The organism is Corynebacterium sp. HMSC08C04 (assembly GCF_001807495.1).
Taxonomy (GTDB): Bacteria; Actinomycetota; Actinomycetes; order Mycobacteriales; family Mycobacteriaceae; genus Corynebacterium; species Corynebacterium simulans.
The window spans coordinates 17,097-43,916 of record NZ_KV789231.1 but is presented as its reverse complement, the minus strand read 5'-3'; the positions used below and the strand labels follow the sequence as shown (position 1 = coordinate 43,916).

21 protein-coding genes, 4 tRNA genes and 1 riboswitch are annotated in these 26,820 nt (G+C 60.3%); of the genes, 3 read left to right on the top strand and 22 right to left on the bottom strand.

Going from position 1 to position 26,820, the window contains the following annotated elements; all coding sequences use genetic code 11:
- Positions 1-19: 19 nt before the first annotated feature.
- The 12 genes from HMPREF3169_RS12210 to HMPREF3169_RS12155 all read right to left on the bottom strand — a co-directional run bounded on the left by HMPREF3169_RS12210 (position 20) and on the right by HMPREF3169_RS12155 (position 17,215).
- The gene (locus HMPREF3169_RS12210) at positions 20-790 is read right to left on the bottom strand and encodes an energy-coupling factor transporter transmembrane component T family protein (protein WP_070456875.1); all 771 of its coding nucleotides are present in this window, start codon (positions 788-790) and stop codon (positions 20-22) included.
- Entirely contained in the window at positions 783-2,195 is a 1,413-nt protein-coding gene (locus HMPREF3169_RS12205; protein ID WP_070456872.1) for an ABC transporter ATP-binding protein, read from the bottom strand. Before HMPREF3169_RS12205 ends, HMPREF3169_RS12210 begins: the two co-directional genes overlap by 8 nt.
- A gap of 15 nt (positions 2,196-2,210) precedes the next feature.
- Positions 2,211-2,834, bottom strand: coding sequence for an ECF transporter S component (locus HMPREF3169_RS12200; protein WP_070456869.1), 624 nt, complete (start codon positions 2,832-2,834; stop codon positions 2,211-2,213).
- Positions 2,823-2,920, bottom strand: a riboswitch (TPP riboswitch). (Overlaps the previous gene by 12 nt.)
- 189 nt (positions 2,921-3,109) lie before the next feature.
- Entirely contained in the window at positions 3,110-7,102 is a 3,993-nt protein-coding gene (locus HMPREF3169_RS12195; protein WP_070432540.1) for a DNA-directed RNA polymerase subunit beta', read from the bottom strand.
- A 136-nt stretch (positions 7,103-7,238) separates the two neighbouring features.
- Complete coding sequence (locus HMPREF3169_RS12190; protein ID WP_070456866.1) at positions 7,239-10,733, bottom strand: DNA-directed RNA polymerase subunit beta; 3,495 nt, start codon at positions 10,731-10,733, stop codon at positions 7,239-7,241.
- A gap of 228 nt (positions 10,734-10,961) precedes the next feature.
- Positions 10,962-11,918, bottom strand: coding sequence for a cell envelope lipid trafficking protein PgfA (locus tag HMPREF3169_RS12185; protein WP_070456863.1), 957 nt, complete (start codon positions 11,916-11,918; stop codon positions 10,962-10,964).
- 128 nt (positions 11,919-12,046) lie between these two features.
- Positions 12,047-12,433 carry a 50S ribosomal protein L7/L12 gene (gene rplL / locus HMPREF3169_RS12180; protein WP_061920813.1) on the bottom strand — a complete coding sequence of 129 codons (387 nt, stop codon included), beginning with the start codon at positions 12,431-12,433 and terminating at the stop codon, positions 12,047-12,049.
- A 79-nt stretch (positions 12,434-12,512) separates the two neighbouring features.
- Positions 12,513-13,034, bottom strand: coding sequence for a 50S ribosomal protein L10 (rplJ, locus tag HMPREF3169_RS12175; RefSeq protein ID WP_061920454.1), 522 nt, complete (start codon positions 13,032-13,034; stop codon positions 12,513-12,515).
- 318 nt (positions 13,035-13,352) lie between these two features.
- Complete coding sequence (locus tag HMPREF3169_RS12170) at positions 13,353-14,147, bottom strand: ABC transporter ATP-binding protein (protein ID WP_061920452.1); 795 nt, start codon at positions 14,145-14,147, stop codon at positions 13,353-13,355.
- Positions 14,148-14,153: 6 nt separating this feature from the next.
- Positions 14,154-15,206 (bottom strand): FecCD family ABC transporter permease, encoded by a 1,053-nt coding sequence (locus HMPREF3169_RS12165; protein ID WP_070456860.1) that lies wholly within the window; start codon positions 15,204-15,206, stop codon positions 14,154-14,156.
- Positions 15,203-16,270, bottom strand: a complete 1,068-nt coding sequence (locus tag HMPREF3169_RS12160) for a FecCD family ABC transporter permease (protein WP_083286131.1) — start codon at positions 16,268-16,270, stop codon at positions 15,203-15,205. The genes HMPREF3169_RS12165 and HMPREF3169_RS12160 overlap by 4 nt, the downstream gene beginning before the upstream one ends.
- Positions 16,271-17,215 carry an ABC transporter substrate-binding protein gene (locus HMPREF3169_RS12155; RefSeq protein ID WP_062042331.1) on the bottom strand — a complete coding sequence of 315 codons (945 nt, stop codon included), beginning with the start codon at positions 17,213-17,215 and terminating at the stop codon, positions 16,271-16,273.
- A gap of 73 nt (positions 17,216-17,288) precedes the next feature.
- Between HMPREF3169_RS12155 and HMPREF3169_RS12150 the strand changes: the two genes are divergently transcribed.
- On the top strand, positions 17,289-18,131 hold the full coding sequence (locus tag HMPREF3169_RS12150; RefSeq protein WP_371441023.1) for a siderophore-interacting protein: 843 nt from the start codon (positions 17,289-17,291) through the stop codon (positions 18,129-18,131).
- 72 nt (positions 18,132-18,203) lie between these two features.
- Complete coding sequence (locus HMPREF3169_RS12145; protein ID WP_070456857.1) at positions 18,204-19,541, top strand: cryptochrome/photolyase family protein; 1,338 nt, start codon at positions 18,204-18,206, stop codon at positions 19,539-19,541.
- A 377-nt stretch (positions 19,542-19,918) separates the two neighbouring features.
- On the opposite strand, the gene rplA is transcribed toward HMPREF3169_RS12145, so the two are convergent.
- The 9 genes from rplA to HMPREF3169_RS12100 form a co-directional block, all read right to left on the bottom strand.
- Positions 19,919-20,623 (bottom strand): 50S ribosomal protein L1, encoded by a 705-nt coding sequence (gene rplA / locus HMPREF3169_RS12140; RefSeq protein WP_070456854.1) that lies wholly within the window; start codon positions 20,621-20,623, stop codon positions 19,919-19,921.
- 103 nt (positions 20,624-20,726) lie between these two features.
- Positions 20,727-21,170: a 50S ribosomal protein L11 gene (rplK, locus tag HMPREF3169_RS12135; RefSeq protein ID WP_061920442.1), complete on the bottom strand. Its 444-nt coding sequence runs from the start codon at positions 21,168-21,170 to the stop codon at positions 20,727-20,729.
- Between the two features lie 209 nt (positions 21,171-21,379).
- Complete coding sequence (gene nusG, locus HMPREF3169_RS12130) at positions 21,380-22,294, bottom strand: transcription termination/antitermination protein NusG (RefSeq protein ID WP_062042342.1); 915 nt, start codon at positions 22,292-22,294, stop codon at positions 21,380-21,382.
- A 195-nt stretch (positions 22,295-22,489) separates the two neighbouring features.
- The gene (gene secE, locus HMPREF3169_RS12125; RefSeq protein ID WP_062035935.1) at positions 22,490-22,822 is read right to left on the bottom strand and encodes a preprotein translocase subunit SecE; all 333 of its coding nucleotides are present in this window, start codon (positions 22,820-22,822) and stop codon (positions 22,490-22,492) included.
- Between the two features lie 25 nt (positions 22,823-22,847).
- A tRNA-Trp gene (locus tag HMPREF3169_RS12120) sits at positions 22,848-22,923 on the bottom strand.
- A 129-nt stretch (positions 22,924-23,052) separates the two neighbouring features.
- Positions 23,053-23,124, bottom strand: a tRNA-Met gene (locus HMPREF3169_RS12115).
- Positions 23,125-23,154: 30 nt separating this feature from the next.
- A tRNA-Thr gene (locus tag HMPREF3169_RS12110) sits at positions 23,155-23,230 on the bottom strand.
- A 251-nt stretch (positions 23,231-23,481) separates the two neighbouring features.
- Positions 23,482-23,563 (bottom strand) — tRNA-Tyr (locus HMPREF3169_RS12105).
- Positions 23,564-23,649: 86 nt separating this feature from the next.
- Positions 23,650-24,654 carry a polyprenyl synthetase family protein gene (locus tag HMPREF3169_RS12100; protein ID WP_062035937.1) on the bottom strand — a complete coding sequence of 335 codons (1,005 nt, stop codon included), beginning with the start codon at positions 24,652-24,654 and terminating at the stop codon, positions 23,650-23,652.
- A gap of 99 nt (positions 24,655-24,753) precedes the next feature.
- Between HMPREF3169_RS12100 and HMPREF3169_RS12095 the strand changes: the two genes are divergently transcribed.
- Entirely contained in the window at positions 24,754-26,013 is a 1,260-nt protein-coding gene (locus tag HMPREF3169_RS12095) for a geranylgeranyl reductase family protein (RefSeq protein ID WP_061920438.1), read from the top strand.
- Positions 26,014-26,116: 103 nt separating this feature from the next.
- On the opposite strand, the gene HMPREF3169_RS12090 is transcribed toward HMPREF3169_RS12095, so the two are convergent.
- Positions 26,117-26,809 carry a demethylmenaquinone methyltransferase gene (locus HMPREF3169_RS12090; RefSeq protein ID WP_061920436.1) on the bottom strand — a complete coding sequence of 231 codons (693 nt, stop codon included), beginning with the start codon at positions 26,807-26,809 and terminating at the stop codon, positions 26,117-26,119.
- Positions 26,810-26,820: the final 11 nt, after the last annotated feature.

The following is a 26,820-nucleotide window of genomic DNA, read 5'->3' as shown; positions in this document are numbered from 1 at the left end:
GCTTCGTGGCCCTTTCGTCTTATAGACCGAAGAATCTCCAGGAATCTGTAACTACCGACGCTACCACCGGCACAGCTGCCAAAAGTGAACCGGCTAACATAATCAGCCAATCTATCCGGCTCACACGCGACTCGCGCGCCCACGTGCGCGCCGGCGAATACAACGGCGTGCGCCCGAAACCACGGGCCTCCATCGCCGTCGCCAGCTTGCCTCCGCGGCGCAGCGCAACAACCAAGAGTCCGAAGGACATCGTGAGCAAGTGCTTGACCTTGCCACGGTCGCCCAATCCCCGCGCGCGGCGGGCACGCGCCATGGAATCCCAGTCGTCTCGAAACAGCGTCGCCATGCGCACACCAGCGACCGCGCCAATAACAAAACGCGAAGGCAGGCGAAGGTTCTGCGCCAGGGCGTCGCCTAAGCGTGTGGAATCAATGTCGCGCGCGAGGACAATCATTGGCAGCGCTACCGCGAGTACGCGCAGCATCATCGCCACCGAAAGGCGCACCGAGTTCTCCGAAACCACGATGAGCCAAAGCCGGAAGTAAACCTCCCCGCCCTCGGCGCCATACAGCAACATCGAAACGCCAGACAGAGCGGCGAGGATAAACAGGAACCATCCGCTCCTTATGAGCTTTCCCCAGCTGACTCCACACAGCGGCGCAAATACGAAGGTGATGACCAAAGAAACCGCGGCGGAGACCCAATCCACCGAGAGAAACAACGGCAAGGTCAGCGCCAGCATAAGGTAAACCCGCGTCAATGGGTTTACGCCGGACAAGATATTAGGCACGTGGCACCTCCACGCGGTGGTCACCGAGAGCCGCGATGAAGAGGGGATCGTGGGTTACCGAGGCAATGGTCACTCCCTCATCGCTTAACTCGCGCAGCATCCACACCAGTTCCGCGAAGGTCTGCGGATCCTGGCCAAACGTCGGCTCATCAAGCAACAGCACCGCCGGCGCGCTCACCAATGCTGTCGCCACCGAAAGGCGCCGTTTCTCTCCGCCCGAAAGGGTGAAGGGATTGGCGCCAAGCAGCTGCCCCAAACGCAGGCGCTCCACTAGTTCCGCGATGCGCTTTTCTGGGATCTCCTCGCCCATCACTCGGGGTCCCACGCGCAGTTCATCGGCAACGCTGCGCGCAACGAATTGATGTTCTGGGTTCTGAAACACGTACCCAATGCGATGCGCGAGCTCCCGCGACTTCCACGTTGCCGGGTCTCCTTTAAAGCCGCGGCGCACGTGCTCGGCGACGTCCACCTCACCCGACGTATACGGCAACAGCCCGGCCATGGTTTCCAGCCAGGTGGTCTTGCCAGCACCATTGGGGCCAGTCACCACGGTCGAAGCTCCCGTAGGAAGCTCAAAGGTACGCGGCGGACCAAAACGAGTCAGCAGGTCCTTCGACCACATTGCTGGTTCAAGGCTGGATACGTCTTGTTGAACGCGAGCCTGTGGCAGCGTGGGCATCGCCTGGGCGCGTGCTTCCAGCACCTCGCCCATGGAAGCGTCAAGCGCAGCCTGCCCATCCTCGATGAGTAGTCCGCGTTGCAGCAGGTGACGCCATCTATCTGGCTGGTGCTCAACCACGACGAGCGTGGCGCCGGTACGCTCCACCAGCTGGGTTACTGCGCGGACCACCGAATCGGCACCCTCTGGGTCGAGGTTCGCCGTGGGCTCATCCAGCAAGATCAGTCCTGCGCCCATCGCCATCACGCCCGCCAAAGCCAAGCGTTGCTTCTGGCCGCCGGAAAGCCGAGCGGTGGGATAGTCACGTGGAAGGTCAAGACCCACCAGCTCCAAGGCTTGGTCGACGCGGCGCCAAATCTCAGAGCGTTCGAGGCCAAGGTTCTCGCAGCCGAAAGCAACGTCGTCGCCCACTCGCGAGGAAATTACTTGGGAATCAGGATCCTGCAGGACCAGCCCCACTGGCATGCCTTCACCAGGCCACTCACCATTGCCCGCGGTATCAGCTCCGAAGAGCTGGATCTCTCCTACCTGCTCACCTTCCTCGTCGCCGCCGAGCACTCCGGCAAGAGCCGCCAAGAGCGTGGACTTGCCAGAACCGGAGTCACCGCACAGCAGAATTCGTTCGCCGGGCTCGACGTGGAAAGCAACATCCCGCAGCGCCGGCTCTGCGCGCCCGGCATGAGTCCAGCCAAAACCTTTAACGCGGATGCCTGTTCCAGAAACCATTCTTGAAAATGCTTCTTAAGACTCGCGGCCTGCAGCAAAGCGGTCGAGCGCGCCAGTGGCCGCGAGCGCCTTGACCGTGAAGTAGCCCAGCACACCGGCGAGGATTGCGCCGGAAAGGCAGGTGCACACCAAGTAGATGATGTTGTATTCAACGGAACGGGCTAGGTGGCCGGCAGTGAAGAGCTCCAAAGTCCATGCACCGACGCCGGCGGCTAGGCCAGCGATGGTGGCAACAAGCAGGTTAAAAGAACGGTAGGCAAAGATGGCGAAGACAATCTCCACGCCGATGCCCTGGGCGATGCCAGAGAGCAAGGTTGCCGCGCCCCACTGGGAGCCAAGAGCGGCGGAGACGCAGGCAGCGAGCAGCTCCACAAAGAGCGCCGCACCTGGCTTGCGGATGATAAGCCCACCGAGCACGCCTCCCAGCAACCAGATGCCAGAGGCCAAACCGCCCAGTCCAGGGGTAAAGGCATCGAGAGCCTCGTAGCCGGCATAGCCCGCGGTGTTCCAGAACAAGAAAATCAGGCCACACGCCACTGACAAGACCGCGGCCACGACGATGTCGACGACGCGCCAGCGGCGGTTGGGCTTTCCAGCCTTGTGCGCAGTGCGTGCCGAAGATGCAGGTGTAGTAGACATTTTCCTCCCTCGCGCCGGTATTACCCGGATCAGGTGCAACGGTTCCCCATATGTGGGGGTCTCAGCCTTCTCCCGCGCAAAATGCTGCGTTTGTTGTTCCTGAGTTTCGGTCTAAGGAGGGAGAAAGCACCCGTGTTCGCTGTGTAATTAGATGACTTCGTCAATTTGGACCCACTAATGCTAGCAAAAGTAAAAGGCCCCATGCCTAAAAGCATGGAGCCTCTCAAAGCCGCAGCGTTATACCCAGAAAGCTGGGACATCGCGCGGGGGTGGACTTAGAACGTGAAGTCCTCATCCAGCGGGACGGATGCGCCGGTGAACTCACCGAATCCATCGTCGCCGTAGATGGAATCGCCGTAAGTCGGGATCGAGTACGCAGCGTTGCGTGCGGCCTCGGTCGGCTTAACGGAGATGTTGCGGTAACGCGAGATACCGGTACCAGCAGGGATGAGCTTACCGATGATGACGTTCTCCTTCAGGCCAATGAGCTGATCGGAGCGCTTGTTAATAGCGGCGTCGGTAAGCACGCGCGTGGTCTCCTGGAAGGAGGCCGCGGACAGCCAGGACTCGGTAGCCAGCGATGCCTTGGTGATACCCATGATCTCGGAGCGCAGCTGAGCTGGCTCGCCGCCCTCGGCAACCTGTGCGGCGTTGACCTGCTTGGCCTCAGAGAGGTCAACCAGAACGCCCGGCAGGTAGTCGGTGGAGCCGGAGTCAATGACGGTACCGCGACGCAGCATCTGGCGGATGATGATCTCGATGTGCTTGTCGTGGATGGCAACACCCTGGGTACGGTAAACGGCCTGCACCTCGTCGATGAGGTGCTTCTCGACGCCGCGGCGACCGAGGACCTCGAGGACGTCGTGCGGATCAGCCGCACCACGCATCAGGCGCTCGCCGGTGGTGACGTGGTCACCGTCGCGCAGGGAACGCTCGATCATTGCGTCCGGGTTGGACTCCATCGGGCGGCGGACCTGTGCCAGGCCCTGGCGCTTCGACAGCTTCTCGTAGACGACGTTGTCGGAACCGTCATCCGGAGTGATGGTCAGGGTCCAGAAGTTGCCCTCATCGGACAGGGACACGGTGCCGTCAACGGATGCGATCGGCGCACGGTTCTTCGGATTACGTGCTTCGAACAGCTCCTGCACACGTGGCAGACCGCCGGTAATGTCGCCACCGACACCACCCTGGTGGAACGTACGCATGGTCAGCTGGGTACCCGGCTCACCAATGGACTGTGCAGCCACGATGCCGACTGCCTCGCCGATGTCGACAAGCTGGCCGGAGGCCATGGACTTGCCGTAGCACTTCGCACAAACGCCGGCTGGGGTCTGGCAGGTAAGGACGGAGCGAACCTTGACCTCGGCGATGCCGGCAGCCAGGATCTTCTCGGTCAGTTCCTCGGTCAGGTCAGAGCCTGCCTCTGCAACGACGGTGCCATCTTCAGCCTTCACATCGGACGCGACAACGCGGCCGGATGCGGAAGTCTCCCACAGCTCGTGTTGAACCAGCTTGTCGCCGGCCCACTCGCCCAGCGGAACGCGGACGCCCTGGCGGGTGCCACAGTCCTCTTCACGGACGATGACGTCCTGTGCCACGTCAACGAGACGACGGGTGAGGTAGCCGGAGTCCGCGGTACGCAGTGCGGTATCGGCTAGGCCCTTACGGGAACCGTGCGAGTTGTTGAAGTACTCCAAGACCGACAGACCCTCACGGAAGGAGGTCTTAATCGGACGGGTGATGTAGTCACCCTTGGAGTTCACGACCATGCCCTTCATGCCGGCCAGGGTCCAGATCTGACGCATGTTACCCGCTGCACCAGACTTAACGATCATCGGAATCGGGTTGTCATCCGGGTAGAGATCCTCGACTGCCTTACCAACGGTGTCGGTAGCGTCCTTCCAGAGCTCAACCAGGCGGTCGTAACGCTCACGCTCGGTCAGCGCACCCTGCTCCCAGTACTTGCGCTCGATGCGCTGTGCTTCCTTCTCGTAAGACTCGAGAACCTCGGTCTTGTTCGGAAGGACCAGAACGTCGTCCATGGTGATGGTCACGCCAGAGCGGGTTGCCCAGTAGAAACCGGCATCCTTCATCTTGTCCAGAACCTGGGCAACGGTGATCATCGGGTACTTAGCAGCGAGGTCGTTAATGACGTCACCGAGCAGTACGGAGTTCTTGGCGCCGCCCTTACGGACCATGACGCCCTCGAGGTACGGGTAGTTCCACGGCAGCAAGTCGTTGAACATGATGCGGCCAAGGGTGGTCTGCGCCATCCAAGCCTGGCCCTTCTGCCAACCATCAGGGAACTGCTCAGCCTCGATCTCAGCCGGCGGACGCAGGTGGGAGATGCGGACCTTGATTGGTGCCTGCAGGCCCAGAACGCCGCGGTCGCGAGCCATGATGGCCTCGGCGTAGGAGGAGTAAACACCGGTTGCGGGGCCGTTTTCGGTCGCCTCGGTGTAGCGGCCCTCGCCGCCGATCTCGCCCTCTGCCTTGTCCATGGTCAGGTAGTAAAGACCGGTGACCATATCCAGACGCGGCATAGCCAGCGGCTTACCGGATGCCGGGGAAAGAATGTTGTTGGAAGCGAGCATGAGGACACGAGCCTCAGCCTGTGCCTCTGCGGACAGCGGCAGGTGAACTGCCATCTGGTCACCGTCGAAGTCAGCGTTGAACGCCTCGCAAGCCAGCGGGTGCAGCTGAATTGCCTTACCCTCGACCAGCTTCGGCTCGAAGGCCTGGATACCCAGACGGTGCAGCGTAGGTGCACGGTTGAGCATAACCGGGTGCTCGGAAATAGCCTCTTCCAGAACGTCCCAAACCTCAGGGCGCTGGCGCTCAACCATGCGCTTTGCAGACTTGATGTTCTGTGCGTAGTCGTTTTCGACCAAGCGCTTCATGACGAAAGGCTTGAACAGCTCGAGAGCCATCAGCTTCGGCAAACCACACTCGTGGAGCTTCAGCTGCGGGCCGACGATAATAACGGAACGGCCGGAGTAGTCAACACGCTTACCCAGCAGGTTCTGACGGAAACGGCCCTGCTTGCCCTTGAGCAAGTCAGACAGAGACTTCAGCGGACGGTTGCCAGGTCCGGTGACCGGGCGGCCGCGACGGCCGTTGTCGAAGAGCGCGTCAACAGACTCCTGCAGCATGCGCTTCTCGTTGTTAACGATGATCTCAGGAGCGCCGAGATCGATCATGCGCTTCAGGCGGTTGTTGCGGTTGATAACGCGGCGGTACAGGTCGTTCAGGTCGGAGGTGGCAAAACGGCCACCGTCGAGCTGAACCATCGGGCGCAGCTCCGGCGGGATAACCGGGATCGCGTCCAGGACCATGCCTGCCGGGTCGTTACCGGAGCGCAGGAAGGCTGCTACGACCTTCAGACGCTTCAGCGCGCGCATCTTCTTCTGGCCCTTGCCATTGTTGATGACTTCGCGCAGCTCTTCGGCCTCAGCCTCGAGATCGAAGTTACGGATAAGGGTCTGGATAGCCTCAGCACCCATGCCGCCGGTGAAGTAATCCTCGTAGCGATCAACGAGCTCTTCGTAGATGGTCTCGTCGATGATCATCTGCTTCGGAGCCAGCTTCAGGAAGGTGTTCCAGATTTCATCCAGTCGTGCGACCTCGCGCTCGCCGCGCTCACGGATGTGCTGCATCTCCTTGTCAGCAGCGTTCTGGACCTTGCGGCGTGCGTCAGCCTTTGCGCCAGCAGCCTCCAGCTCAGCCAGATCCTGCTCGAGTTTGGCAGCGCGCTCTGCGATCTCAGACTCGGTGTCTTCCTCGACGTCCTTCTTCTCCAGAAGCATCTCTGCTTCAAGGGTGGACTGGTCGTTGTGGCGAGCCTCTTCATCAACAGAGGTGATGATGTTGGCTGCGAAGTAGATGATGCGCTCCAGGTCCTTCGGAGCAAGGTCCAGAAGGTAACCCAGGCGGGAAGGAACGCCCTTGAAGTACCAGATGTGGGTTACCGGAGCAGCCAGCTCGATGTGGCCCATGCGCTCACGGCGAACCTTGGACTTGGTGACCTCGACGCCGCAGCGCTCACAGATGATGCCCTTGTAGCGAACACGCTTGTACTTACCGCAAGCGCACTCCCAGTCACGGGTTGGGCCGAAGATGCGCTCGCAGAACAGGCCGTCCTTTTCCGGCTTCAGGGTGCGGTAGTTGATGGTCTCAGGCTTTTTAACCTCGCCCTTGGACCAACGGCGAATGTCATCGGCAGTGGCCAGACCGATGCGGAGCTCGTCGAAGAGATTTACGTCAAACACGTAATGTCTCCCTTTCATCCCCACGCGAGTGTGGGGAACGTTGATGGCTTTAAAAAATTCTCAAATAGTGTGCCCTGCTGGTAGTTCGGGAGCTACCAGCTAGGACCGTAAGCTTTCACGCTTGAGCTCAAGCGTGCTATGCGATGTCGGCGTCAGCGCGCTCGTCGCGCGAAAGGTTAATACCCAGCGACGGGCTATCCATGTCGTCATCGTCAGAGCCAGACAGCTCCATCGGCGTGCCGTCGGTGGAGAGAACCTCCACGTTCAGACACAGCGACTGCAGCTCCTTGAGGAGGACCTTGAAGGACTCCGGGATACCTGGATCCGGGATGTTGTCACCCTTCACGATTGCCTCGTAGACCTTCACACGGCCGACGACGTCGTCAGACTTGATGGTCAGCAGCTCCTGCAGGGTGTAGGCAGCGCCATAAGCCTGCATTGCCCACACCTCCATCTCGCCGAAGCGCTGGCCACCGAACTGCGCCTTACCACCCAGCGGCTGCTGGGTAATCATGGAGTAAGGGCCGGTGGAACGAGCGTGAATCTTTTCGTCGACCAGGTGGTGCAGCTTGAGCATGTACATGTAGCCGACGGAAACCGGGTACTTGTACGGCTCGCCAGAACGGCCGTCGAAAAGCTGTGCCTTGCCGTGCTCGTCAACCATGACGTCACCGTCGCGGTTCGGGCGGGAGGAAGCCAGCAGGCGGCCGATCTCCTCGTTGGAAGCACCGTCGAATACCGGGGTTGCGGTCAGGGAACCAGCCGGGACGTCGTAAAGCTCTTCCGGCAGGGTCTTGAGCAGCTCAGCGTTAGCTGGGTCATCAACGTCGACCTTCCAGCCGGCGTGGGCCAGCCAGCCAAGGTGGACCTCGAGGACCTGGCCGATGTTCATACGACGCGGAACACCGTGGGTGTTCAAGATGACGTCGACAGGCGTGCCGTCAGCCATGAATGGCATGTCCTCCGGCGGCAGGATCTTGCCCACGACACCCTTGTTGCCGTGACGGCCAGCGAGCTTATCGCCATCCTGGATCTTGCGCTTCTGAGCGACGTAAACGCGGATCATCTCGTTGACGCCCGGTGCCAGATCGTCGTCGTCTTCGCGAGAGAAGCGAGCAACGCCAATGACCTTGCCGTTCTCACCGTGAGGAACCTTCATGGAGGTATCGCGAACCTCACGTGCCTTCTCACCGAAGATGGCGCGCAGCAAGCGCTCCTCCGGGGTCAGCTCGGTCTCACCCTTCGGGGTGACCTTACCGACGAGAATGTCGCCTGCGCGAACGTCCGCACCAATGCGAACGATGCCTCGCTCATCCAGGTCGCGCAGAACATCGTCAGAGACGTTCGGGATCTCGCGGGTGATTTCCTCGGCACCCAGCTTGGTATCGCGAGCATCGATCTCGTGCTCCTCGATGTGGATGGAGGTCAGAACATCGTCCTCGACGATGCGCTGGTTCAGGATGATTGCATCCTCGTAGTTGTGGCCTTCCCAAGGCATGAAGGCAACCAACAGGTTGCGGCCCAGGGACATCTCGCCGTTGTGGGTACCCGGGCCGTCAGCCAGAACCTGGCCGGCCTCTACGCGCTGGCCCAGCTCGACGAGCGGGGTTTGGTTGTAGTTGGTGCCCTGGTTGGTGCGCTCAAACTTACGCAACATGTAGGTGTCACGCTGGCCCTCGTCATCCATGATGGTGATGAGATCAGCGGTGACGTTTTCTACAACGCCAGCCTTCGGGGTGATGATGAGGTCGCCGGCGTCGTATGCAGCGCGCTGCTCCATACCGGTACCAACGAAAGGTGCCTCGGAGCGCACCAGCGGCACTGCCTGGCGCTGCATGTTAGCGCCCATCAGCGCACGGTTAGCATCGTCGTGCTCCAAGAACGGAATCATGGCGGTTGCCACGGAAACCATCTGGCGTGGGGAAACGTCAACGTAGTCGACGCCGGAAGCGTCGGTAACTCCGATATCGCCGTCCTTCAGGCGGACCTCGATACGGGTGCCGACGATGGTGCCGTCAGCTTCCTTCTCGATTTCCGCCTGCGCAATTGCGTACTTATCTTCCTCATCAGCGGTGAGGTACTCGACCTCGTCGGTGACCTTGCCGTCAACAACCTTGCGGTACGGGGTCTCGATGAAGCCGAAAGCATTGACGCGAGCGTAGGAGGCCAGGGAGCCAATCAGACCAATGTTCGGGCCCTCCGGAGTCTCAATCGGGCACATACGGCCGTAGTGAGAAGCGTGCACGTCTCGGACCTCAATGCCAGCGCGCTCGCGGGACAGACCGCCTGGGCCCAGCGCAGACAGACGGCGCTTGTGGGTCAGACCAGACAGGGAGTTGTTGTGGTCCATGAACTGTGATAGCTGCGAGGTACCGAAGAACTCGCGGATAGCAGCAGAAACCGGACGCACGTTGATAAGGGAGGTCGGAGTGATGGACTCCGCATCCTGAGTAGTCATGCGCTCGCGGACGACGCGCTCCATACGGGACAGGCCAACGCGGACCTGGTTCTGGATGAGCTCGCCGACGGTACGCAGACGACGGTTACCAAAGTGGTCGATGTCGTCAGTGTGGATGGCGATGGTCTCGCCGTTCGGAGCGGTCATCTCACGCTCGCCTACGTGCAGGCGTACCAGGTACTCGAGGGTGACAGCGATGTCTTCCTCGGTCAGGGTCATCAGACCGTCGTGGTCACCGCCCAGACCCAGCTTGCGGTTGACCTTGTAACGGCCCACCTTTGCGAGGTCGTAGCGCTTTGCACGGAAGAAGGAGTTATCCAGCAGGGACTGCGCGAGCTCGCGGGTTGGCTGCTCGCCCGGACGCTGCTTGCGGTAGATCTCCAACAAAGCCTCGTCAGTGTTTGCCACACCATCGGACTCGAGGGTGGACATCATCAGCTCGGAGAAGCCGAAGCGCTCGCGGATCTGCTCCTCGGACCAACCAAGGGCCTTGAGCAGCACGGTTACCGGCTGGCGGCGCTTACGGTCGATGCGGACGCCGACGGTATCGCGCTTGTCGACGTCGAATTCCAGCCATGCACCACGGGAAGGAATCACCTTCACGGAGTGCAGCGGACGCTCGGTGGACTTATCGATGGTCTGATCGAAGTAGACGCCCGGGGAGCGAACGAGCTGGGAAACGACGACACGCTCGGTACCGTTAACGATGAACGTACCCTTGTCAGTCATCATCGGGAAGTCACCGATGAAGACGGTCTGAGACTTGATCTCCTGGGTGTCGTTGTTGATGAACTCTGCGGTCACGTACAGCGGCGCGGAGTAGTTGATGTCCTTTTCCTTGCACTCGTCGACGGTGTTTTTCACCGGCTCGAAGCGAGGCTCCGACAGGGACAGGGACATGTTGCCCGAGTAGTCCTGAATCGGAGACAGTTCCTCAAGGATGTCCTCGAGGCCGCTGGTGACGCGAGCCTCGGGACCGCGCTCAGCCTGCTCGCGCTCGCGCCACTCTGGCGAGCCGATCAGCCATGCGAAGGAATCGAGTTGTAGATCGAGGAGGCCCGGGACGGCGATAGGCTCGTTGATTTTCGCGAACGAGTATCGCTTCGGGGCTCCAGGGATATTGGCCACTGACTTGGTCTGGCGGGAGACTGCCAAGATGGGTCCTTCCAGCACCTCACGCGGATTGCCTCCCCGCCCTGGCCGACGAGGTGCAAAACCGCTGGTAAATTTAGCATTCGGTCTGCTGTAGATTGTCTGGGTTCAGAAAGCACAAAATCACCTTGTCAAGTCGGTTTTGCCATCACCTACTTGAAAGGCTAAATGTGCACCGAAGATCCAGATTCCAGCGCAACGATATAGCTTATAGGAAAGTTCCCACCGTGTAAAGGCGAAATCAGCATGTTACTTGCGGCGGCGCTTCTGGAAGGCACCCAATGCCCCAGCCAAACCGATGAGAGTCAGCACCGCGCCTAGGCCCAAGACGGCCCAGCGAACCATGGTGGCAAAGGCGGGCTTTGGGAATTCCGCGGCTTGTGCGAGGAAGGCGGCACGATCCTCGTCAGAGGTCTTGCCCTCGAACATGAATTGGGTTTCGCGGCCGGCACCACTGCGGTCTCCCCAATAGTCATCGATGGCCACGTCCATTCCTACCACCATGCCGGTTACCTGATCGACGTAGAAGTCGCGTGTCGCCTTGTGGAATAGGTAACCCTGCTCGGTCGAATCATCTTCATTGTGCAAGGTGGTAGTGGTCTGCCCTGGGTACAAGGTCGCAAGATTAGTCGGCTCAACTTCTTGATGGAAGCGATAGACGGTGCGCCCCTGGATTTCCATCTCCTCCTCGAAGACGGCATCGGCAGCCTTGCGCAGATAGGGGTCAAAGACTGGGTACGTAGTCTGCTCGGTTGCTGCCGGGAACTTTAGCCACACACCATCGACGGTGACCTGCGCGGTAGGGCTGCCCAGGGTGTGGGTAAGGGAGGCGTCGCCAAGCGCGTCACCGCTCAGGCGGTCCATGGGGTAGCTCCACACGCGCGCCATGGAAAGATCCTCCACCTTGCCGCTATCGCCGCGCATGGCCGACTCACCGATGCGGAGCGTGGCCTGCTCTTCATCTGAAGGATCTTGAATGTCCATGTTGAGCTGATAAGTCATTGGCCCCTCGTAAGGACTCGTGCCCTCCCCTGTCACTACCTGAGACTTGGCGGAATCGTCGTGCAGGGTCCAGGTGGTGTGCTGCAAATCCAAAGGCATGCGCGGTTCGAAGCTCAAGAACTTCGGCGCCGCGATACCTGCAGCCATTAGCGCAACGCCGAGGCCTAGAAGCAGGACAGAAAAGATTCGGGACTTGGGCAGCATGGTGGATTATTCTACAGGTCGCGGGCGCGGAGACTGGAATCTGCACGCGGGGCGGGGAAGGACAAACACCTCCAAAACGGGAACAACCCCGTCTCCCAGCGGGAAACGGGGTTGTAAGCCAAGTAAAATTACTTGAGCTCGACAGAAGCGCCAGCCTCTTCCAGCTTAGCCTTAGCAGCCTCAGCATCGTCCTTGGAAGCACCCTCGAGGATAGCCTTCGGTGCGCCCTCAACGAGCTCCTTAGCTTCCTTCAGGCCCAGGCCGGAGACGATCTCGCGGACAGCCTTGATGACGCCGATCTTCTTTGCGCCAGCGTCGGTCAGAACGACGTCGAACTCGTCCTTCTCTTCCTCAGCAGCGCCACCAGCAGCCGGTGCGCCTGCAGCTGCAACTGCAACCGGAGCAGCAGCCTCAACGTCGAAGACCTCTTCGAATTCCTTAACGAACTCGGAGAGCTCGATGAGGGTCATTTCCTTGAAAGCTTCAATGAGCTCGTCCTTGGTGAGCTTAGCCATGATGGCCATCCTTTCTTTTGGGCTGGCATGCAACCCAGATTGTGTTTGTGTTGATTTTTATGCGCCTTGATTGGCGACTTTAAGCCTCGGCAGACTTCTTGTCCTGCAGGGCCGCAGCGGTGCGGACCATCTTGGTAGCAGGAGCGTTGAATGCAGCCGCAGCCTTTGCCATAGAACCCTTCATAGCGCCGGCAAGCTTTGCGAGAGTGGTCTCGCGGTTGTCCAGCTCGGCGATGGCAGCAACCTGCTCTGCGGACAGAGCGTTGCCATCCATGTAGCCGCCCTTGACGACGAATGCCTTGTTGTCATCAGCGAACTTCTTGATGACCTTAGCGGCATCCACTGCCTCGCCCTTGATGAACGCAATTGCGGTCGGGCCAGTCAGCTTATCGTCAAGACCTTCGATGCCAGCCTCGTTAGCGGCGATCTTGAAGAGGGTGTTCTTGGCGACGGAGTACTCAACGTCAAAGCCCAGGTTGTTACGCAGCTCCTGGAGCTGTGCAACGGTCAGACCACGGTACTCGGTCAGCACGATGGACTCAGAGCCAGCGAGCTTCTCCTTGAGCTCCGCGAGATCTGCGGTGTTCTTTGGGTTTGCCATGTTCTACTTCGCCTCCTTTCAAAACATCTCTGTGATTTTCCGTCGAGACATCTTCAATAAAAAATGCCCCGTGCAAGAGCACAGGGCGCGCAGCATAAGAGAATGCCGCGATTAATCGCAAAGTGTCTCCTGCGTGGGCCGTCCCCTAGGATGAGGAACCTTCGATCCGGACTCCCGGATGACCGACGGTCTTCGGTGAACTTTGACTCGACCTTTCAGGCCGTTCAAACTTCGCTAGGAACTATACAAGCCACGCTAGCCAACTCCAAATCGCGGCTCTCGGGGCTTCCTTCTCCCTGTTTCACCCAACGAGAATTCTTAGTCCCTGAGCACCCCGCGCGGAACGATGACGGGGGCGTCGCTTCGCGGGTCATCCCAGATCTCGACGTCGATGCCATAGGCGGCTGCCAGCACTTCTTTCGTCAACGCCTGCTGGGGAGTTCCCTGCGCGATGACCTCGCCGTTGTTCATGACCACCATGGTGTCGGAGTACTGGCCGGCCAGCATGAGATCGTGCAGCACAACGACCACCGTTTTCCCGGCGTCGGCCTGTTTGCGCACGAGCTCCAAAACGCTCATGGCGTGGGCTGGGTCGAGGAAGGTTGTGGGTTCGTCGAGAAGCAGCACTGGCGTGTCCTGCGCCAGAGCAAGCGCCAGCCACACCCGTTGGCGTTGGCCACCCGAGAGCGCCGCGATATCACGGTCGATGAAGTCCGTAATGCCCGTCTCCACGCAGGCCTGCGCGATGATGTCGCGGTCCTTCGCAGACAGTCCCCGACCGCGGCCCAGGTGCGGGTAGCGCCCGCGCGCTACAAGCTCGCCCACCCGCAGCCCGTCCGGCGCCGTCGGCTGCTGTGGAAGAAGCGCCACGTGGGTAGCTGCTTCTTTCGGGCTCATGCCATGTACGTCTAGCTCGCCGATATGCACGCTCCCCTGCCGCGGGCGAAGAATTTTAGACAAGGTCTTCAGCAACGTGGACTTGCCGCAGCCATTAGGCCCAATGAGCGTGGTGATTTCACCCGGGTGGGCCACCAAGTCAACGCCGGACAGGATGTCGTCCCCGTCCTTATAGCCGGCATGGATACCGGTGGCCGTAATTTCTCTGTCTTTCACTAGCTTTTATCCTCTCCGCCGTGCGACATTCCACACCAAGATGACCAGGGCACATCCTCCGATGATGGAGGAGACTGCACCCACTGGAGCGTCCATTGGCAACGCTCCAGCAATCACAGCGCACGCACTCAACAAGGCGGCGCCAGCAGCGCAAGAAACCAACGGCACAGGCGTGGGCGTCCGGGCAACAATGCGCCCCACATGCGGGGCGAGAAGCGCGATGAAACCAATGGGGCCGGCCACGGATACAGTCACCGCGCAGATTCCCGTAGCAGCGACCAGCAGGAACGCGCGTGTTCGCGTGATGTTAACTCCGAGGGAAAGGGCCGAGAGATCATCATGCGCAAGAAGTGGCAACTCCCTGGCACACCACAGACCAAGCACCACGAAAGGAGTCAACCCCACGAGAAGAGGAGCAATGACCTCCATCCGCACGAAGCCCGTGGTTCCCGCCAGCCACAGCTGCGATTGCGCCGCGCGAAGGAGCTCGGCGGCGCGCAAGAGATACGCCACCAGCGCTTGAAACAGCAGCGAGAGCGCGATTCCGACGATAACGATGCGGTTGCTCGTGCCGATTCCCCCAAGCGCTACCAGCAGGATGGCTGCTAGCACGGCACCCAGCAACGCGAGCCCGACCCGCCACCAGAACATGGAGAGCCCTTCGGCAAGCACAGGCCGGGAGAGCACCGTTCCGAGAACCACCATGACGGACGCACCACCAGTCACGCCAAGGATATCGGGAGAGGCCAGCGGATTGCGCGACATCGACTGCGTCCACGACCCCGCCAGTCCGAGCGCGGCACCCACGATGAGCGTCGCTAGCGCTACCGGTATGCGCAGGTCCCACACAACGCGAATTTCGCTGCGGCTTCCCCCGCCGTTGAGAATCTCCAGGACCTGCCCCGGGCTCAAGGCCACAGGGCCCTGCCCTAGCATGAGGACATAGGAGCTTGCGGCGACCACAACAAAGAAGCAGGTCGCTGCCCATATCCATGTCCGGCGCTGCCGCTCTTGGGAACGCAGATGCTTGACGACGTCCCCCTTCTGCAACCCCCTCATAGCTCGTGCTCCCCACGGTGTACGGCCCAGATGAGAAATGGTGCGCCCACAAAGGCCAAGACGATGGACATCTCCAGCTCGGAGGGACCCACGATGAGGCGGCCCAGAATATCCGCAACGAGTACGGAGCAGCCACCGAGTAAGGCGGCTGGCGCAACCATCGCGGTAACTTCTGGCCCCGTGAACCGGCGCAGCAGATGGGGGATGGCAAAACCAACGAAGGCAATGGGCCCCGTCGCCGCGGTAGCGCATCCTGCTAGCACAACGATACTCAAGGCAGCACCGCGCCGCGTCAGCGTGGGCGAGCCGCCTAGTGCCACCGAGGATTCCTCACCCATGGCTAAAAGGTCGAGCGGGCGCGCCACTCGTGCGGCGATGATAAGCCCGATTAGCAACCCAACACCTGCAATGGCGACATCCTCTGGGCCGCGCCCAAACGTGGAGCCGATGGTCCACCGGCGCATGCTGTCGAGAACATCCGTGGAGTACAGGCCGATCAACATGGCGCTAGAGCTCAAGGCAGCAGCAACGCCTGCGCCGACCAAGACCAGCGTCAAAGGATCCTGAAACCTGCGGGACACACCCAGCACTAATGCCGTGGCCAAGCCGGCGCCGAGGAGGGCGAGCGCTGTCCGCATCCCGGTTGAGGTGGCGATCCCTAGTGTTGTCCCGAGGGCAACAAGGAACGAGGCTCCCGCAGTAATACCAATGAAGCCCGGATCGGCCAAGGGGTTTCTAGTCCAGGACTGAGCGATAACACCCGATACCGCGATGGCAGCTCCCGCGAAGTAGGCCACGAACGTGCGGGGGATGCGTAAATCCCACACGATATTCTCGATATCTGCCTCGCCCCCGTGGAGGAGGGCAGCGAACAGATCCGGAAACGGGATAGTCCTTGACCCCACTACCGGCGAGCACAGCAAAAGGAGGAGGGTCGACACAACTAGGGCCGTGGTGAGCAGTGCGCGGCTTCTTCCCCGCGAATCCAATGCGGCTGCTTCACCGCCGTGGCGCGCACCCGCAGCACCGTGGATAGCATCAGCCTTCCTCGGTAGTGCGAGCATTTAGAGCTTCTCTTCGAACTTGTCGACGGCCCACGGGATCGTCAGCGGGTTCGGAATGCTCATCGCATTGCCGGTGTCCGTGTCCAGGTAGCGAACGCGGCCATCCTTGACCACGTCGAGGCCTTGGAACGTGGAATCCTTCTTGAGTTCATCGACCGCGCCGTTGTAGTCCAAGACGAACAGGTAGTCCACGTTGTTGAGCTGGGAGTAGTTTTCCGGGGCATAGTCCACGAAGAAGCTGGAACCATCACCCTGCAATTCCTGCGGAATCTCAAAGCCGAGGTTCTCAATGAACTGGCCGCGGCCGTCCTCTGCTGTGTAGAGGCCCAGCTTCCCCTCATAGGGCATGACGATGGCTGCTCGCTTGCCCTGCAGCTCCGGGTGGGAGTCCTTGAACTGCTCGAAGGCGTCCTCCGCCTGGTCAATGAGCTTCTCCCCCTCCTCTTCCTTGTCCACGGCTGAGGCGATGGTCTTGACTTGTTCCTCCCAGGGAATCTGCCAGTCTTCGAAACCTTCGGGCTTCACGGTCAGCGGGGCGATATCCTCGAGGGATTTCTTCGCTTCCTGGTCCACAGCTTGGTTCACGGCGATGATCTGTGTGGGATCCGAGGCAGTGACCTGCTCAAGTACCTCTGCCGTGAAACCGGAAGCGGTGTTATAGATCACCTCGGGCTGGGCATCTCCCAGAAGCTCCTTCGCCCATGGGCCAACGCCAGAGCCATCACCGTCGCCTTGCGCACCCCATGGTGCTACGGCAACCGGAGTGATTCCGAGTGCCAGCACGGTATCGGCATCACCCAGCCCTAGGCTGGCAACGCGCACCTCCTCAGCGCTGTCCGCACCCGTACTGTCCTCGCCACTTCCGCGCGAGCACCCTGTCAGAGCAATCGCTGCCACTGAGACAATAGCGAGCACGCCTTTTGCGCGCCGGCTGATAGCAACCATGAAAACCTTTCCTTCAACGGGAACGAGCACGCAAGCATTCGCACCCCTAACCTATTTGAGGCTAGCCTACCCTTTGCTTTATGATGGATTCAAATTTCTCTTTTACCTAGGAACAATTCCCTTGACGAATCACCGCTTATTGCCCGTTACCCTCACCGGGAACACCCGCCTCAAGCCGCGGCTGCACCGTTTAACTTTTCACTCGCCGGCTTTTAGTGACTACCCCCTAGCCGGGCCTGACGAGTATTTTGGGCTCCTCATGCCCCAAGACGGGCAGAAGTTCTCCCCTCTCCCAGTCGAAGATGCCAATGTTCGTGCTGCCGTCAACGGATTGCCCGACGGCATACGCCCAGCATTGCGCTGGTACACAATTCGCAAGCTCAACCAAGAAGCGTGCACCATCGATGTCGACGTTGTGACCCATGGCGATAATGGCCCGGGCTCACGCTGGATCCTCAATGCCCACCCCGGGGATACCGCCGGAATATATACCGGGCAAGTGCGGTGGCAAGCGCCTAAGAAGTCACAACTATTGCTCGCAGATGCCTCTGCCCTTCCGGCGCTGTGGCACATCCTCGAGCACTACGAAGCCTTGTCACCGGAAACCTTGGGTGCAGTCGACGTCGTTGCCATGATCGCAGACGACGCTGAAGTTGAAGACGGCTTTGAGGAAACGTGGCGCGACAAGGTTCGCTCACTCGCCATGATCACCGCCCCGCACGAGGAACACAGCACGCGCGCTAGCCAGCTTCTTGGATCCCGATTCTCCGCGGATACAGCGCCGGATTCGGTGTGGGTGTCAGGCGAAGGAGACCTGGCCAAAGCAGTGCGCTCGATAGCCGTGCATGACTGGGGTGTACCGCGCGAAGACGTTATCTGGTCCGTGTACTGGATGAAAGGCAAGCCGCGGCCTTAATTCCTTCGCACGCATCTACGCTACATGGCAATCTCTCTGCCCGCTCACCGTGCATCCGTATGCTGGGATACCATGACCACCCTTGTTTGGTTTCGCGATGACCTGCGCCTTTGCGATAACCCCGCACTCACCTGGGCTGCTTCCCGGGGCGAGGTTGTTGCCTGCGTCCTCGACGAGCCTGCCTATCCAGGCTCGCGCCCGCTCGGAAGTGCGGCGGCGTGGTGGCGCGAGCGCTCCCTGGCACAATTGCGCACCCGTCTCGCCGAGCATGACATTCCACTGTTGCGCCTAGACGCTGATGCCCGCACGGCCATTCCCCGCCTTGCCCACCAGATTGGCCCAGATGCGGTGCTCTGGAACCGCCGCTATCACGTGCGGGATGTCGACGCAGCAGTAAAAGAGTCCCTCACCTCGTCCGGCATCGCTACTCACTCCTTTGCCGGCCACCTCCTCGTTGAGCCCACCGCCATCAGGCCTTATAAAGGCTACACTCCCTTCGCCCGCGCAGCACGCCAGCACCTTGATGACCATCCTCTCGGCGATCCCGTGCCCACCCCTGCGCTTAGTGGCCCAGGCGCGCAGGCCTTTGCCGAGCTTTCCGAGCCCTTCCCCGATGAAGCCCCGCTCCCTTGGCAACAGCGTCTCGCGGACTACTGGGACCCCGGCGAACTCGCCGCCCGGGAAACGGTGGCCGGCCTCGAGCTTGACCACTATGACCGCGACCGTGACTTCTTCGCCCGGCCGGCTACCTCCCGGCTCTCACCGCACCTGCGCTTCGGCGAAATCTCGGTCCGCGAAGTCTGGCAGGCCGCCAGCGAGCTGCCCTGTGATGCCTCCAGCTTCGGCTCCGAGCTGCTCTGGCGCGACTTCGCCTGGCATCGCCTGTACCACGTGCCAGACCTCGCAACAGAGCCTGTGCGAGACAAGTTCCGCGACTTCGATTGGTATTGGGACGGCGGCGGAATCGACACCTCCGGAAAGGACCCGCGCCCGCATCCCCTGCCGGAACTAGAAGCCTGGCGCACGGGCGAGACCGGCATTCCGCTTGTCGACGCCGGAATGCGCGAGCTCTGGCACACCGGCTACATGCATAACCGCGTGCGCATGGTGGTGGGCTCCTTTTTGACGAAGAACCTCGGCATCCACTGGCGCCACGGCGAAGAGTGGTTCTGGGACACGCTTGTCGACGCCGATCCTGCTTCCAATCCCTTCAATTGGCAATGGGTCGCTGGCTGCGGCGATGACGCCTCGCCGTTCTTCCGCATCTTCAACCCGCAGCTGCAAGCCAGCAAGTTCGATCCCGACGGCACCTACGTGCGCCAGTGGGCACCACCGCTTAGCCCACCGCCCATCGTGGACCTTAAGCAGTCGCGGCAAGCCGCCTTGGACGCATACCAGGAAATCTGCTAGGCCCGCCGCGTGTTCTAACACGGTCATGCAAGACGGCCGGCGAGGCAACAGGAAAACATCGAGGGCCCCAGCCTTACGGCCGGGGCCCTCGATGTCTCTCTATGCGCTTTGGATATCGCTGCGGGGTCTCAAGCCGCTGCGCCCTGCAAAGCTCAGGGTGTTCTCTCTATCTCTCATGCGCCTCTCTCAAACGCACAACATAAGTATGGGGCATGGAACTTGCGAGACAATGAATTCAACCTGCAAGTCCCCTGTGCGTTCCTGCCAATTTCCTGAAATTTAGAAAACGGCAAGAAGGCAAAAGAATGCCCCAACCGCGACGCGGTCGGGGCGAACCATCAGCGGCGCTTAAAGCGAACCACTAACAGAAGCAGAAATTACTCTGCGTAGTTCTTCTGAACAGAAGCGTCAACCGGGATGCCAGGACCGGAGGTCGTGGAGATGGTTACCTTCTTGACGTACTGGCCCTTAGCGGAGGATGGCTTCAGACGCAGGATCTCGTCGTAGAGAGCGCCGTAGTTCTCAGCCAGCTTCTCAGCCTCGAAGGAAGCCTTGCCCAGGATTGCGTGCAGGTTGGAAGCCTTGTCAACACGGAAGGAGATCTTGCCGCCCTTGACGTCGGAGATAGCCTTCGCAACGTCAGCGGTGACGGTGCCGGTCTTCGGGTTCGGCATCAGACCACGTGGGCCGAGGACACGTGCAACGCGGCCGACCTTAGCCATCTGGTCCGGGGTAGCGATTGCAACGTCGAAGTCGATGTTGCCCTCGTTGATAGCGGAGATCAGCTCGTCGGTGCCGACGATGTCAGCGCCTGCAGCCTTAGCTGCCTCAGCCTTCTCGCCCTCTGCGAAGACGGCTACGCGAACGTCCTTACCGGTGCCGTTAGGCAGGGAAACGGTGCCGCGAACCAGCTGGTCAGCCTTGCGTGGGTCAACGCCCAGGCGGAAAACGACGTCGACAGTAGCGTCGAAGTTCTTGGAGGAGGTCTCCTTGGCGAGCTTTGCAGCCTCCAGCGGAGAGTACTGACGGGACTTGTCGACGAGCTCAGCAGCCGCCTTGTAAGCCTTAGAGTTGGTGCTCATTTAAGCAATTCCTTTTCTTGGATTGGTGTGGTCTTGGCGGGCCGTAGCTGGCCCTACCACGAGCGCCCACACGAGATGGCCGCTCATTTTTTGATGAAGTTGTTTACTTGGCTGGGATGCCGTCGACGGTGATGCCCATGGAACGAGCAGTGCCGGCGATGATGCGAGCACCGTTCTCGATGTCGCGAGCGTTCAGATCCTCGAACTTGGTCTGTGCAATCTCCTTGCACTGATCCCAGGTCACGGAACCGACCTTGTCGGTGTGAGGAACGCCGGAGCCCTTCTTGATGCCAGCGGCCTTCAACAGCAGCTTCGCTGCCGGCGGGGTCTTCAGCTTGAAATCGAAGGAGCGATCCTCGTAAACGGTGATCTCAACAGGCACAACGTTGCCGCGCTGGGACTCAGTCGCAGCGTTGTAAGCCTTGCAGAACTCCATGATGTTGACGCCGTGGGCACCCAGTGCCGGACCAACCGGCGGAGCCGGGTTAGCAGCGCCAGCCTCGATCTGCAGCTTGATGAAGCCAGAAACCTTCTTCTTCGGAGCCATCGAATTACCTCTTTCCTGTGTTACCGGTGCGCTGCCACGATGAATAACAGCGCCCCGTCCGGATGCTCACCTCAAGTGGGCCACCGGGGGAGAAACGTTTAGTTGTCTGTGCACGCAAAAAGGCGCACGGCGTTTTATCTTAGAACACCGTGCGCCCTGCTACCAAATCGCATAGCCTGCCATTTTCCCAGGCTACGCGCCAAGTGGGTTTAGGAGACGCGCTCGATTTCGGTCGGGGAAAGCTCGACTGGAGTCTCGCGGCCGAAGATGGAAACCAGGCCCTGCATCTTACCGGTCTCTGGGTCGATCTCGGAGATCGTTGCAGAAACGGATGCCAGCGGGCCGGAGAGGATGGTAACTGCCTCGCCGACCTCGAAGTCGTGCGCGTAAGCCTTCGCAGCAGCCTTCTCCGGCATTGCGACGACCTGCTCGCCGTCTTGGTCGCCAGCGTTTTGCTTGGACTCCGGTGCAGCCTCGTTCGGCATGAGGAACTTGGCGACGTCGCGGATCTTGACCGGGGTCGCATTGCCCTCATTACCCACGAAGGAGGTCACACCAGGGGTTTCGCGAACGACGGACCAGGCGGCGTCGTTAAGCTCCATGCGGACCAAGACGTAGCCCGGCAGCAGCTTGCGCTTGACGATCTTCTTCTTGCCGTCCTTGTTTTCCAGAATCTGCTCGACCGGAACGACAACCTCGAAGATGGAATCCTCGACCTCAAGGGTCTGGGCGCGCATGTCGAGGTTGGTCTTCACCTTGTTCTCGTAGCCGGAGTAGCACTGGATGATGTACCACTGGCCCGGCTGCTTCTTCAGCTCGCGGGTGAACTGGCGCAAGCGACGGCGGTAGTCATCGTCCTCGGATCCCTCAGCTTCAGCGGCGCTTGCAGCCTCTGCGTCTGCAGCGTTAGATGCGCCTTCAGCGGCTTCTGCACCTTCCGCGGCAGGTGCGTCCGCGGACTCGGCCTCGCTGAACTGTGGCGCCTCCATGCCGGCTTCGGTGTAAGCCTCTTCGGTGGCGGACTCGGAATCAGCCACAGCTTCGGCTGCCTGGTCCTGTACGTTGCCGATGAGGGCCGCTTCGAGGGAGGTTTCTGGCGTTTCGACGTTGTTCTCGTCGCTCATGGTCTTTTACTCCATCCGTTCGCGCGCGAGCTTTAAAGAAGCAGGCGCTTCAAGAATTTTCTGCGCCCTAGCCTACCTGCGTTGCGGCCCCTAAACGAACGCCGCCCCGCCAAGCCACTAGGGCAAAAAGTATCCCGCCGTTTCCCTCGCCTCGCGAGTGAAATCAGCGGGATAAAAGCTTGTATTAAAAGACTACTAAGGAGTCAGAATCTTCTCAACTCCCAGACCGGACAGGGTGTCAACTCCCCAGACAAGGGCAGTCAGGACGATGAGGAAGGCGAAGGTAATAACGGTGTACTGAACCATTTCCTTTGCGGTTGGCCAGACGACCTTCTTCATTTCGGAAGCAACCTCGCTTGGGAAAGCGGCTACACCGCCGCCGACGGTTGCATCATCTTTTTTGTCCTCTACGCGTACAACTCGCTTGTCGGTGTACGCCTGCGATGAGGTGGTAGCTGCACCGGAGAGCTGGCGCTTACCGGTGGGGCGTGAAGCGCCTGACTTAATCGGCTGCTGTTCATCGCTCACAGCTGGTTCCTCCTTGGAAAAGTTTTGGCAGGGGCGACAGGACTCGAACCTGCAACCTACGGTTTTGGAGACCGTTGCGCTACCAATTGCGCCACGCCCCTATGCATGTAACTGTCAAAGACAGCATGCACAACCCTACCAGAACTGCGATTTACTTCTAAACCGCCAGCCCTTGGGCCGGAGTCGGTAGTAAAAAAGCGCCCGCGTTGTGGGGCACTTTCCTTTCCCGGTAGCGATGGCGAGAATTGAACTCGCGACACAGCGATTATGAGTCGCTTGCTCTACCACTGAGCTACACCGCCATAATCATGTGCACTAGATGCAGACATGATTGGAGCCCCCTGACAGAATCGAACTGTCGACCTTTTCCTTACCATGGAAACGCTCTGCCGACTGAGCTAAGGGGGCACAGCCTCGTTGAGTAACGAACTTTTTGTTCGCTGTGCTCTCGTTGAAGCCTTGAAAAGGTTAACCCGATTTAGTCTAATTACACAAATCGCCAGTTCACTCTGCGTTTTTGAGCTCTTTCAAACGCACGTTTTCGCACACCTTTAGCCCAAGGGGCAGAGTGAGGCGAGCTTGAAGAACACGACCGCTAGATTTCACCCACGACGCGAAAACGAAGAAACCCCGTGGTCGAAACCACGGGGTTTAGATTGTGCCAGGTAGAAGATTCGAACTTCTGAAGGCAATGCCGGCGGATTTACAGTCCGCTCCCTTTGGCCGCTCGGGCAACCTGGCTTGCACTCGAGGTGCGATTAGGTACTTTACTACGAAGTGCCCACCGGCATGCAAATCGGCAGGACACAAGTCCTTTTAGTGCCTGCTTAGCCAACCCGGCGAACCGTGTAATCCGCCAACTGGCGCAGCGCCTCGCTAGCTGCACACTCCGGCAGCACCGAAAGCTGCTCCTCCACAACACGCAGGTAGCCATGCACATCGTTCATAGCCTTCTCGCGGCCGCCCGAGCGACGCAGAAGGTCGATGGCGTGATCAACAGACGCGTCGTCGGCAAGCGGGCCTGTCAAAAGCGCACGCAGTTCGTCGCCCACTGGGCCTTCCTCCTCCAGGGCGTAGAGGACCGGCAGGGTAAATACACCCTCGCGGAGATCGGTGCCCGGGGTCTTACCGGATTCGTTCGGGTCGGAGAAAATGTCAATGATGTCGTCGACGATTTGGAATATCATGCCGATTGCACCGCCAATCTGACGCAGCGCGGCGGCCTGTTCAGAGGTAGCACCGGAATGATAAGCGCCCAGGTAGCCAGCAGACGCAATGAGCACGGCCGTCTTCTCACGGATAACCGCCATGTAGTGATCCACCGCATTAGCCTCGCCCGCGCCGATGGTCTCACGCATCTGGCCGGTGACCAGCTCCTCGAAAGTCTCCGCGAAGTGTCCAACCGTGTGGGTATCAAGCTGGGACATCAGGCGGGAAGCATGCGCCAAGAGGGCGTCGCCAGCCAAAATTGCCACGGAGTTGGTCCAGCGGAAATTGGCGGACTCGACGCCGCGGCGACGCTCAGCCTCATCCATCACGTCATCGTGATAAAGCGTTGCGACGTGCACCATTTCAACCACCGTGGCGGCTTTAATGACCTCAGCAGAAGCTGGGCGCTGGCCAAACTCGGAGGCGAGCAAAGCCATCATTGGGCGAAAGCGCTTTCCGCCTGCACTCGAAAGGTGGCTGACCTTCTCTTTTACGAAGTCCTGCCCACGATCAATTTCATGGTGCAGCAATTCCTCAACGGCAGCCATTCCAGCGCCAATGCGCTCGCTTAGCTGCGGGTCACCCAAGTCCACATGAGTGGCATGAGTCTGGCCGTGAGACATTAACAGCGTTCCTTTAACTCAAAAATGGCAGTGATAATCAGCTACTTACCGTAGTCCATACCACGGCCCTAAACACACTCAAGGTGGCCAACGCGTGCAATGATAGTGCCCATGTCGCAGCAGATCGATAACCCAGAACTTGTAGACGTAGCCATCATCGGCGCAGGGCCGGCAGGTTCCGCCGCCGCTATTCACGCAGTTAAGGCGGGCTACGAAACGCTGCTTATCGACGCCGCGTCTTTCCCCCGTGACAAAACCTGCGGCGACGGGCTCACCCCGCGCGCGATGCATCAGCTGAATCTATTGGGGCTGGACATTAATGCGCAATATCGCAATAAGGGCTTGAAGCTACACGGTTATGGCGGCTCAGTAACCGCGCCGTGGCCCTCCAGCTACCCGACTTCGGTGGGTACGGCTTTGCCGCGCCACGAGTTCGACAATCTCGTCTTTGCGGCCGCACAGGCTGCAGGTGCAAAGACGTGGACCGGTACGCCTGCGACCGCCCCAGTGGTGGAAAACGGGTCTCTCACCAGTTTCCGCGTTGGTGAGCGCGAAGTGCGTTCCAAGTGGGTGATCGTGGCCGACGGCGTGCGCTCGACCTTTGGCAAGCAGCTAGGACGCGCTTGGCACCAAGACGAGGTCTATGGCATCGCTGCGCGCAGTTATGCGACTTCCACGCACGCAGCGGAGCCGTGGATGCACTCGCATGTGGAGCTGAAGTCGGAGACCGGCGAGGTGCAACCGGGCTATGGCTGGATTTTTCCGCTGGGTGCGGAAATCGGTGAGGTCAACATCGGACTTGGCGCGCTTTCAACGGCGCAGCGTCCGGCCCGTATCAACACCAAGAAGCTGCTTTCTCACTACGCGCAGCAGCAGCGCGCGGACTGGGGCTTAGGCGAAATCACCCGCGTAGCCTCAGCTCTGCTGCCTATGGGCGGTGCGGTCTCAAACGTGGCCGGTGCCAACTGGATGCTCATTGGTGACGCCGCGGCTTGCGTGAACCCGCTCAATGGCGAGGGCATCGACTATGGTTTGGAGACCGCAAAGCTTGCAGTCGAGTTGTTGGGCACCAAGGACTTCACACTGGCCTGGCCAGATCTGTTGCAGACGCAGTACGGCGAGGCTTTCGTCTTGGCGCGCACGGCCGCGCGCTTACTGACTTACCCACAGTTCCTGCCTTTCGCGGGCCCAGTTGCGCTGCGCGGGCCGGTCGGCCGGATGCTGATGCCGGCGGCAGCCCGGCTCATGGGCAACTTGGTCACAGAAGAAGACCGCGACCTCATCGCTCGCGCGTGGCGCCTGGCTGGCCGCGGCGTAGCGGCGGCGCGGCGCAATACGCCGCTGTGGAACTCGCTCTAAGCCCGCGTGCCTTTCCAGATGGTCCCTTTTGCGGGGAGCCTGGCCAAAGCTCGGCAGAGGGCTCGGTGAGTGCTCAGCAGGGCCGGAGCCAGCGTTGCTGGGCCTAGCGCAACGGCTTCGTCGCCGAGTGCAGCGCCACGATGCCGAGCGTCATGTTCTTCCAGCCCGCGCCTTCCCACCCATTGCGGTTGATGGCTGCGGCAAGTTCCTCTTGGTCGGGCCAGGCGCGAATCGAGTCAGCGAGATAGACATAAGCCTCCGGGTTCGACGAAACTAGCTTCGCAATCGGCGGCAGCAGGCGGGTTAAGTATTCCTTGTAGACCGTGCCGAAGACCGGGATGATGGGCTTGGAAAACTCCGCCACTGCAATACGGCCGCCCGGCTTAGTTACGCGAGCCATCTCACGCAGCCCCAGCTCGAAATCGTGGATATTGCGCAGGCCATAAGAGATTGTTACGGCGTCGAAGGTCTCGTCTGCGAAGGGCAACTGCATGCCGTCGCCGGCAACCTTCGGCACATCGCGCTGTGCACCGGCGGCCAGCATGCCGCGGGAGAAGTCGCAGGCCACGCACCACGCGCCGGACTTGGCGAGCTCCTCAGTCGACACAGCCGTGCCCGCCGCCAAGTCGAGGACTTTCTCCCCCGGCCGCAAGTCCAAGCGTTCACGGGTGCGCTTACGCCAGGTCTTATCCTGGCCAAAGGACAGCACCGTGTTAGTGATGTCATACTTGGCACCGACGGCGTCGAACATGCGCGCAACGTCGAAGGGCTTCTTATCGAGATCTGCCTTTGACATAAGTAGCTAGT

What these genes read in the sequence shown, in the direction of transcription:
- rplK (WP_061920442.1), bottom strand. Translation starts at nt 21,170, where the DNA reads ATGGCTCCGAAGAAGAAGGTTTCTGGCTTCATCAAGCTGCAGATCGAG.
- HMPREF3169_RS12090 (WP_061920436.1), bottom strand. Translation starts at nt 26,809, where the DNA reads ATGTCAAAGGCAGATCTCGATAAGAAGCCCTTCGACGTTGCGCGCATG.
- rplJ (WP_061920454.1), bottom strand. Translation starts at nt 13,034, where the DNA reads ATGGCAAACCCAAAGAACACCGCAGATCTCGCGGAGCTCAAGGAGAAG.
- HMPREF3169_RS12165 (WP_070456860.1), bottom strand. Translation starts at nt 15,206, where the DNA reads ATGAGGGGGTTGCAGAAGGGGGACGTCGTCAAGCATCTGCGTTCCCAA.
- nusG (WP_062042342.1), bottom strand. Translation starts at nt 22,294, where the DNA reads ATGAGCGACGAGAACAACGTCGAAACGCCAGAAACCTCCCTCGAAGCG.
- rplL (WP_061920813.1), bottom strand. Translation starts at nt 12,433, where the DNA reads ATGGCTAAGCTCACCAAGGACGAGCTCATTGAAGCTTTCAAGGAAATG.
- HMPREF3169_RS12100 (WP_062035937.1), bottom strand. Translation starts at nt 24,654, where the DNA reads ATGTCTCACGGCCAGACTCATGCCACTCATGTGGACTTGGGTGACCCG.
- HMPREF3169_RS12200 (WP_070456869.1), bottom strand. Translation starts at nt 2,834, where the DNA reads ATGTCTACTACACCTGCATCTTCGGCACGCACTGCGCACAAGGCTGGA.
- HMPREF3169_RS12185 (WP_070456863.1), bottom strand. Translation starts at nt 11,918, where the DNA reads ATGCTGCCCAAGTCCCGAATCTTTTCTGTCCTGCTTCTAGGCCTCGGC.
- HMPREF3169_RS12095 (WP_061920438.1), top strand. Translation starts at nt 24,754, where the DNA reads ATGATAGTGCCCATGTCGCAGCAGATCGATAACCCAGAACTTGTAGAC.
- HMPREF3169_RS12145 (WP_070456857.1), top strand. Translation starts at nt 18,204, where the DNA reads ATGACCACCCTTGTTTGGTTTCGCGATGACCTGCGCCTTTGCGATAAC.
- HMPREF3169_RS12205 (WP_070456872.1), bottom strand. Translation starts at nt 2,195, where the DNA reads ATGGTTTCTGGAACAGGCATCCGCGTTAAAGGTTTTGGCTGGACTCAT.
- HMPREF3169_RS12160 (WP_083286131.1), bottom strand. Translation starts at nt 16,270, where the DNA reads ATGCTCGCACTACCGAGGAAGGCTGATGCTATCCACGGTGCTGCGGGT.
- HMPREF3169_RS12155 (WP_062042331.1), bottom strand. Translation starts at nt 17,215, where the DNA reads ATGGTTGCTATCAGCCGGCGCGCAAAAGGCGTGCTCGCTATTGTCTCA.
- rplA (WP_070456854.1), bottom strand. Translation starts at nt 20,623, where the DNA reads ATGAGCACCAACTCTAAGGCTTACAAGGCGGCTGCTGAGCTCGTCGAC.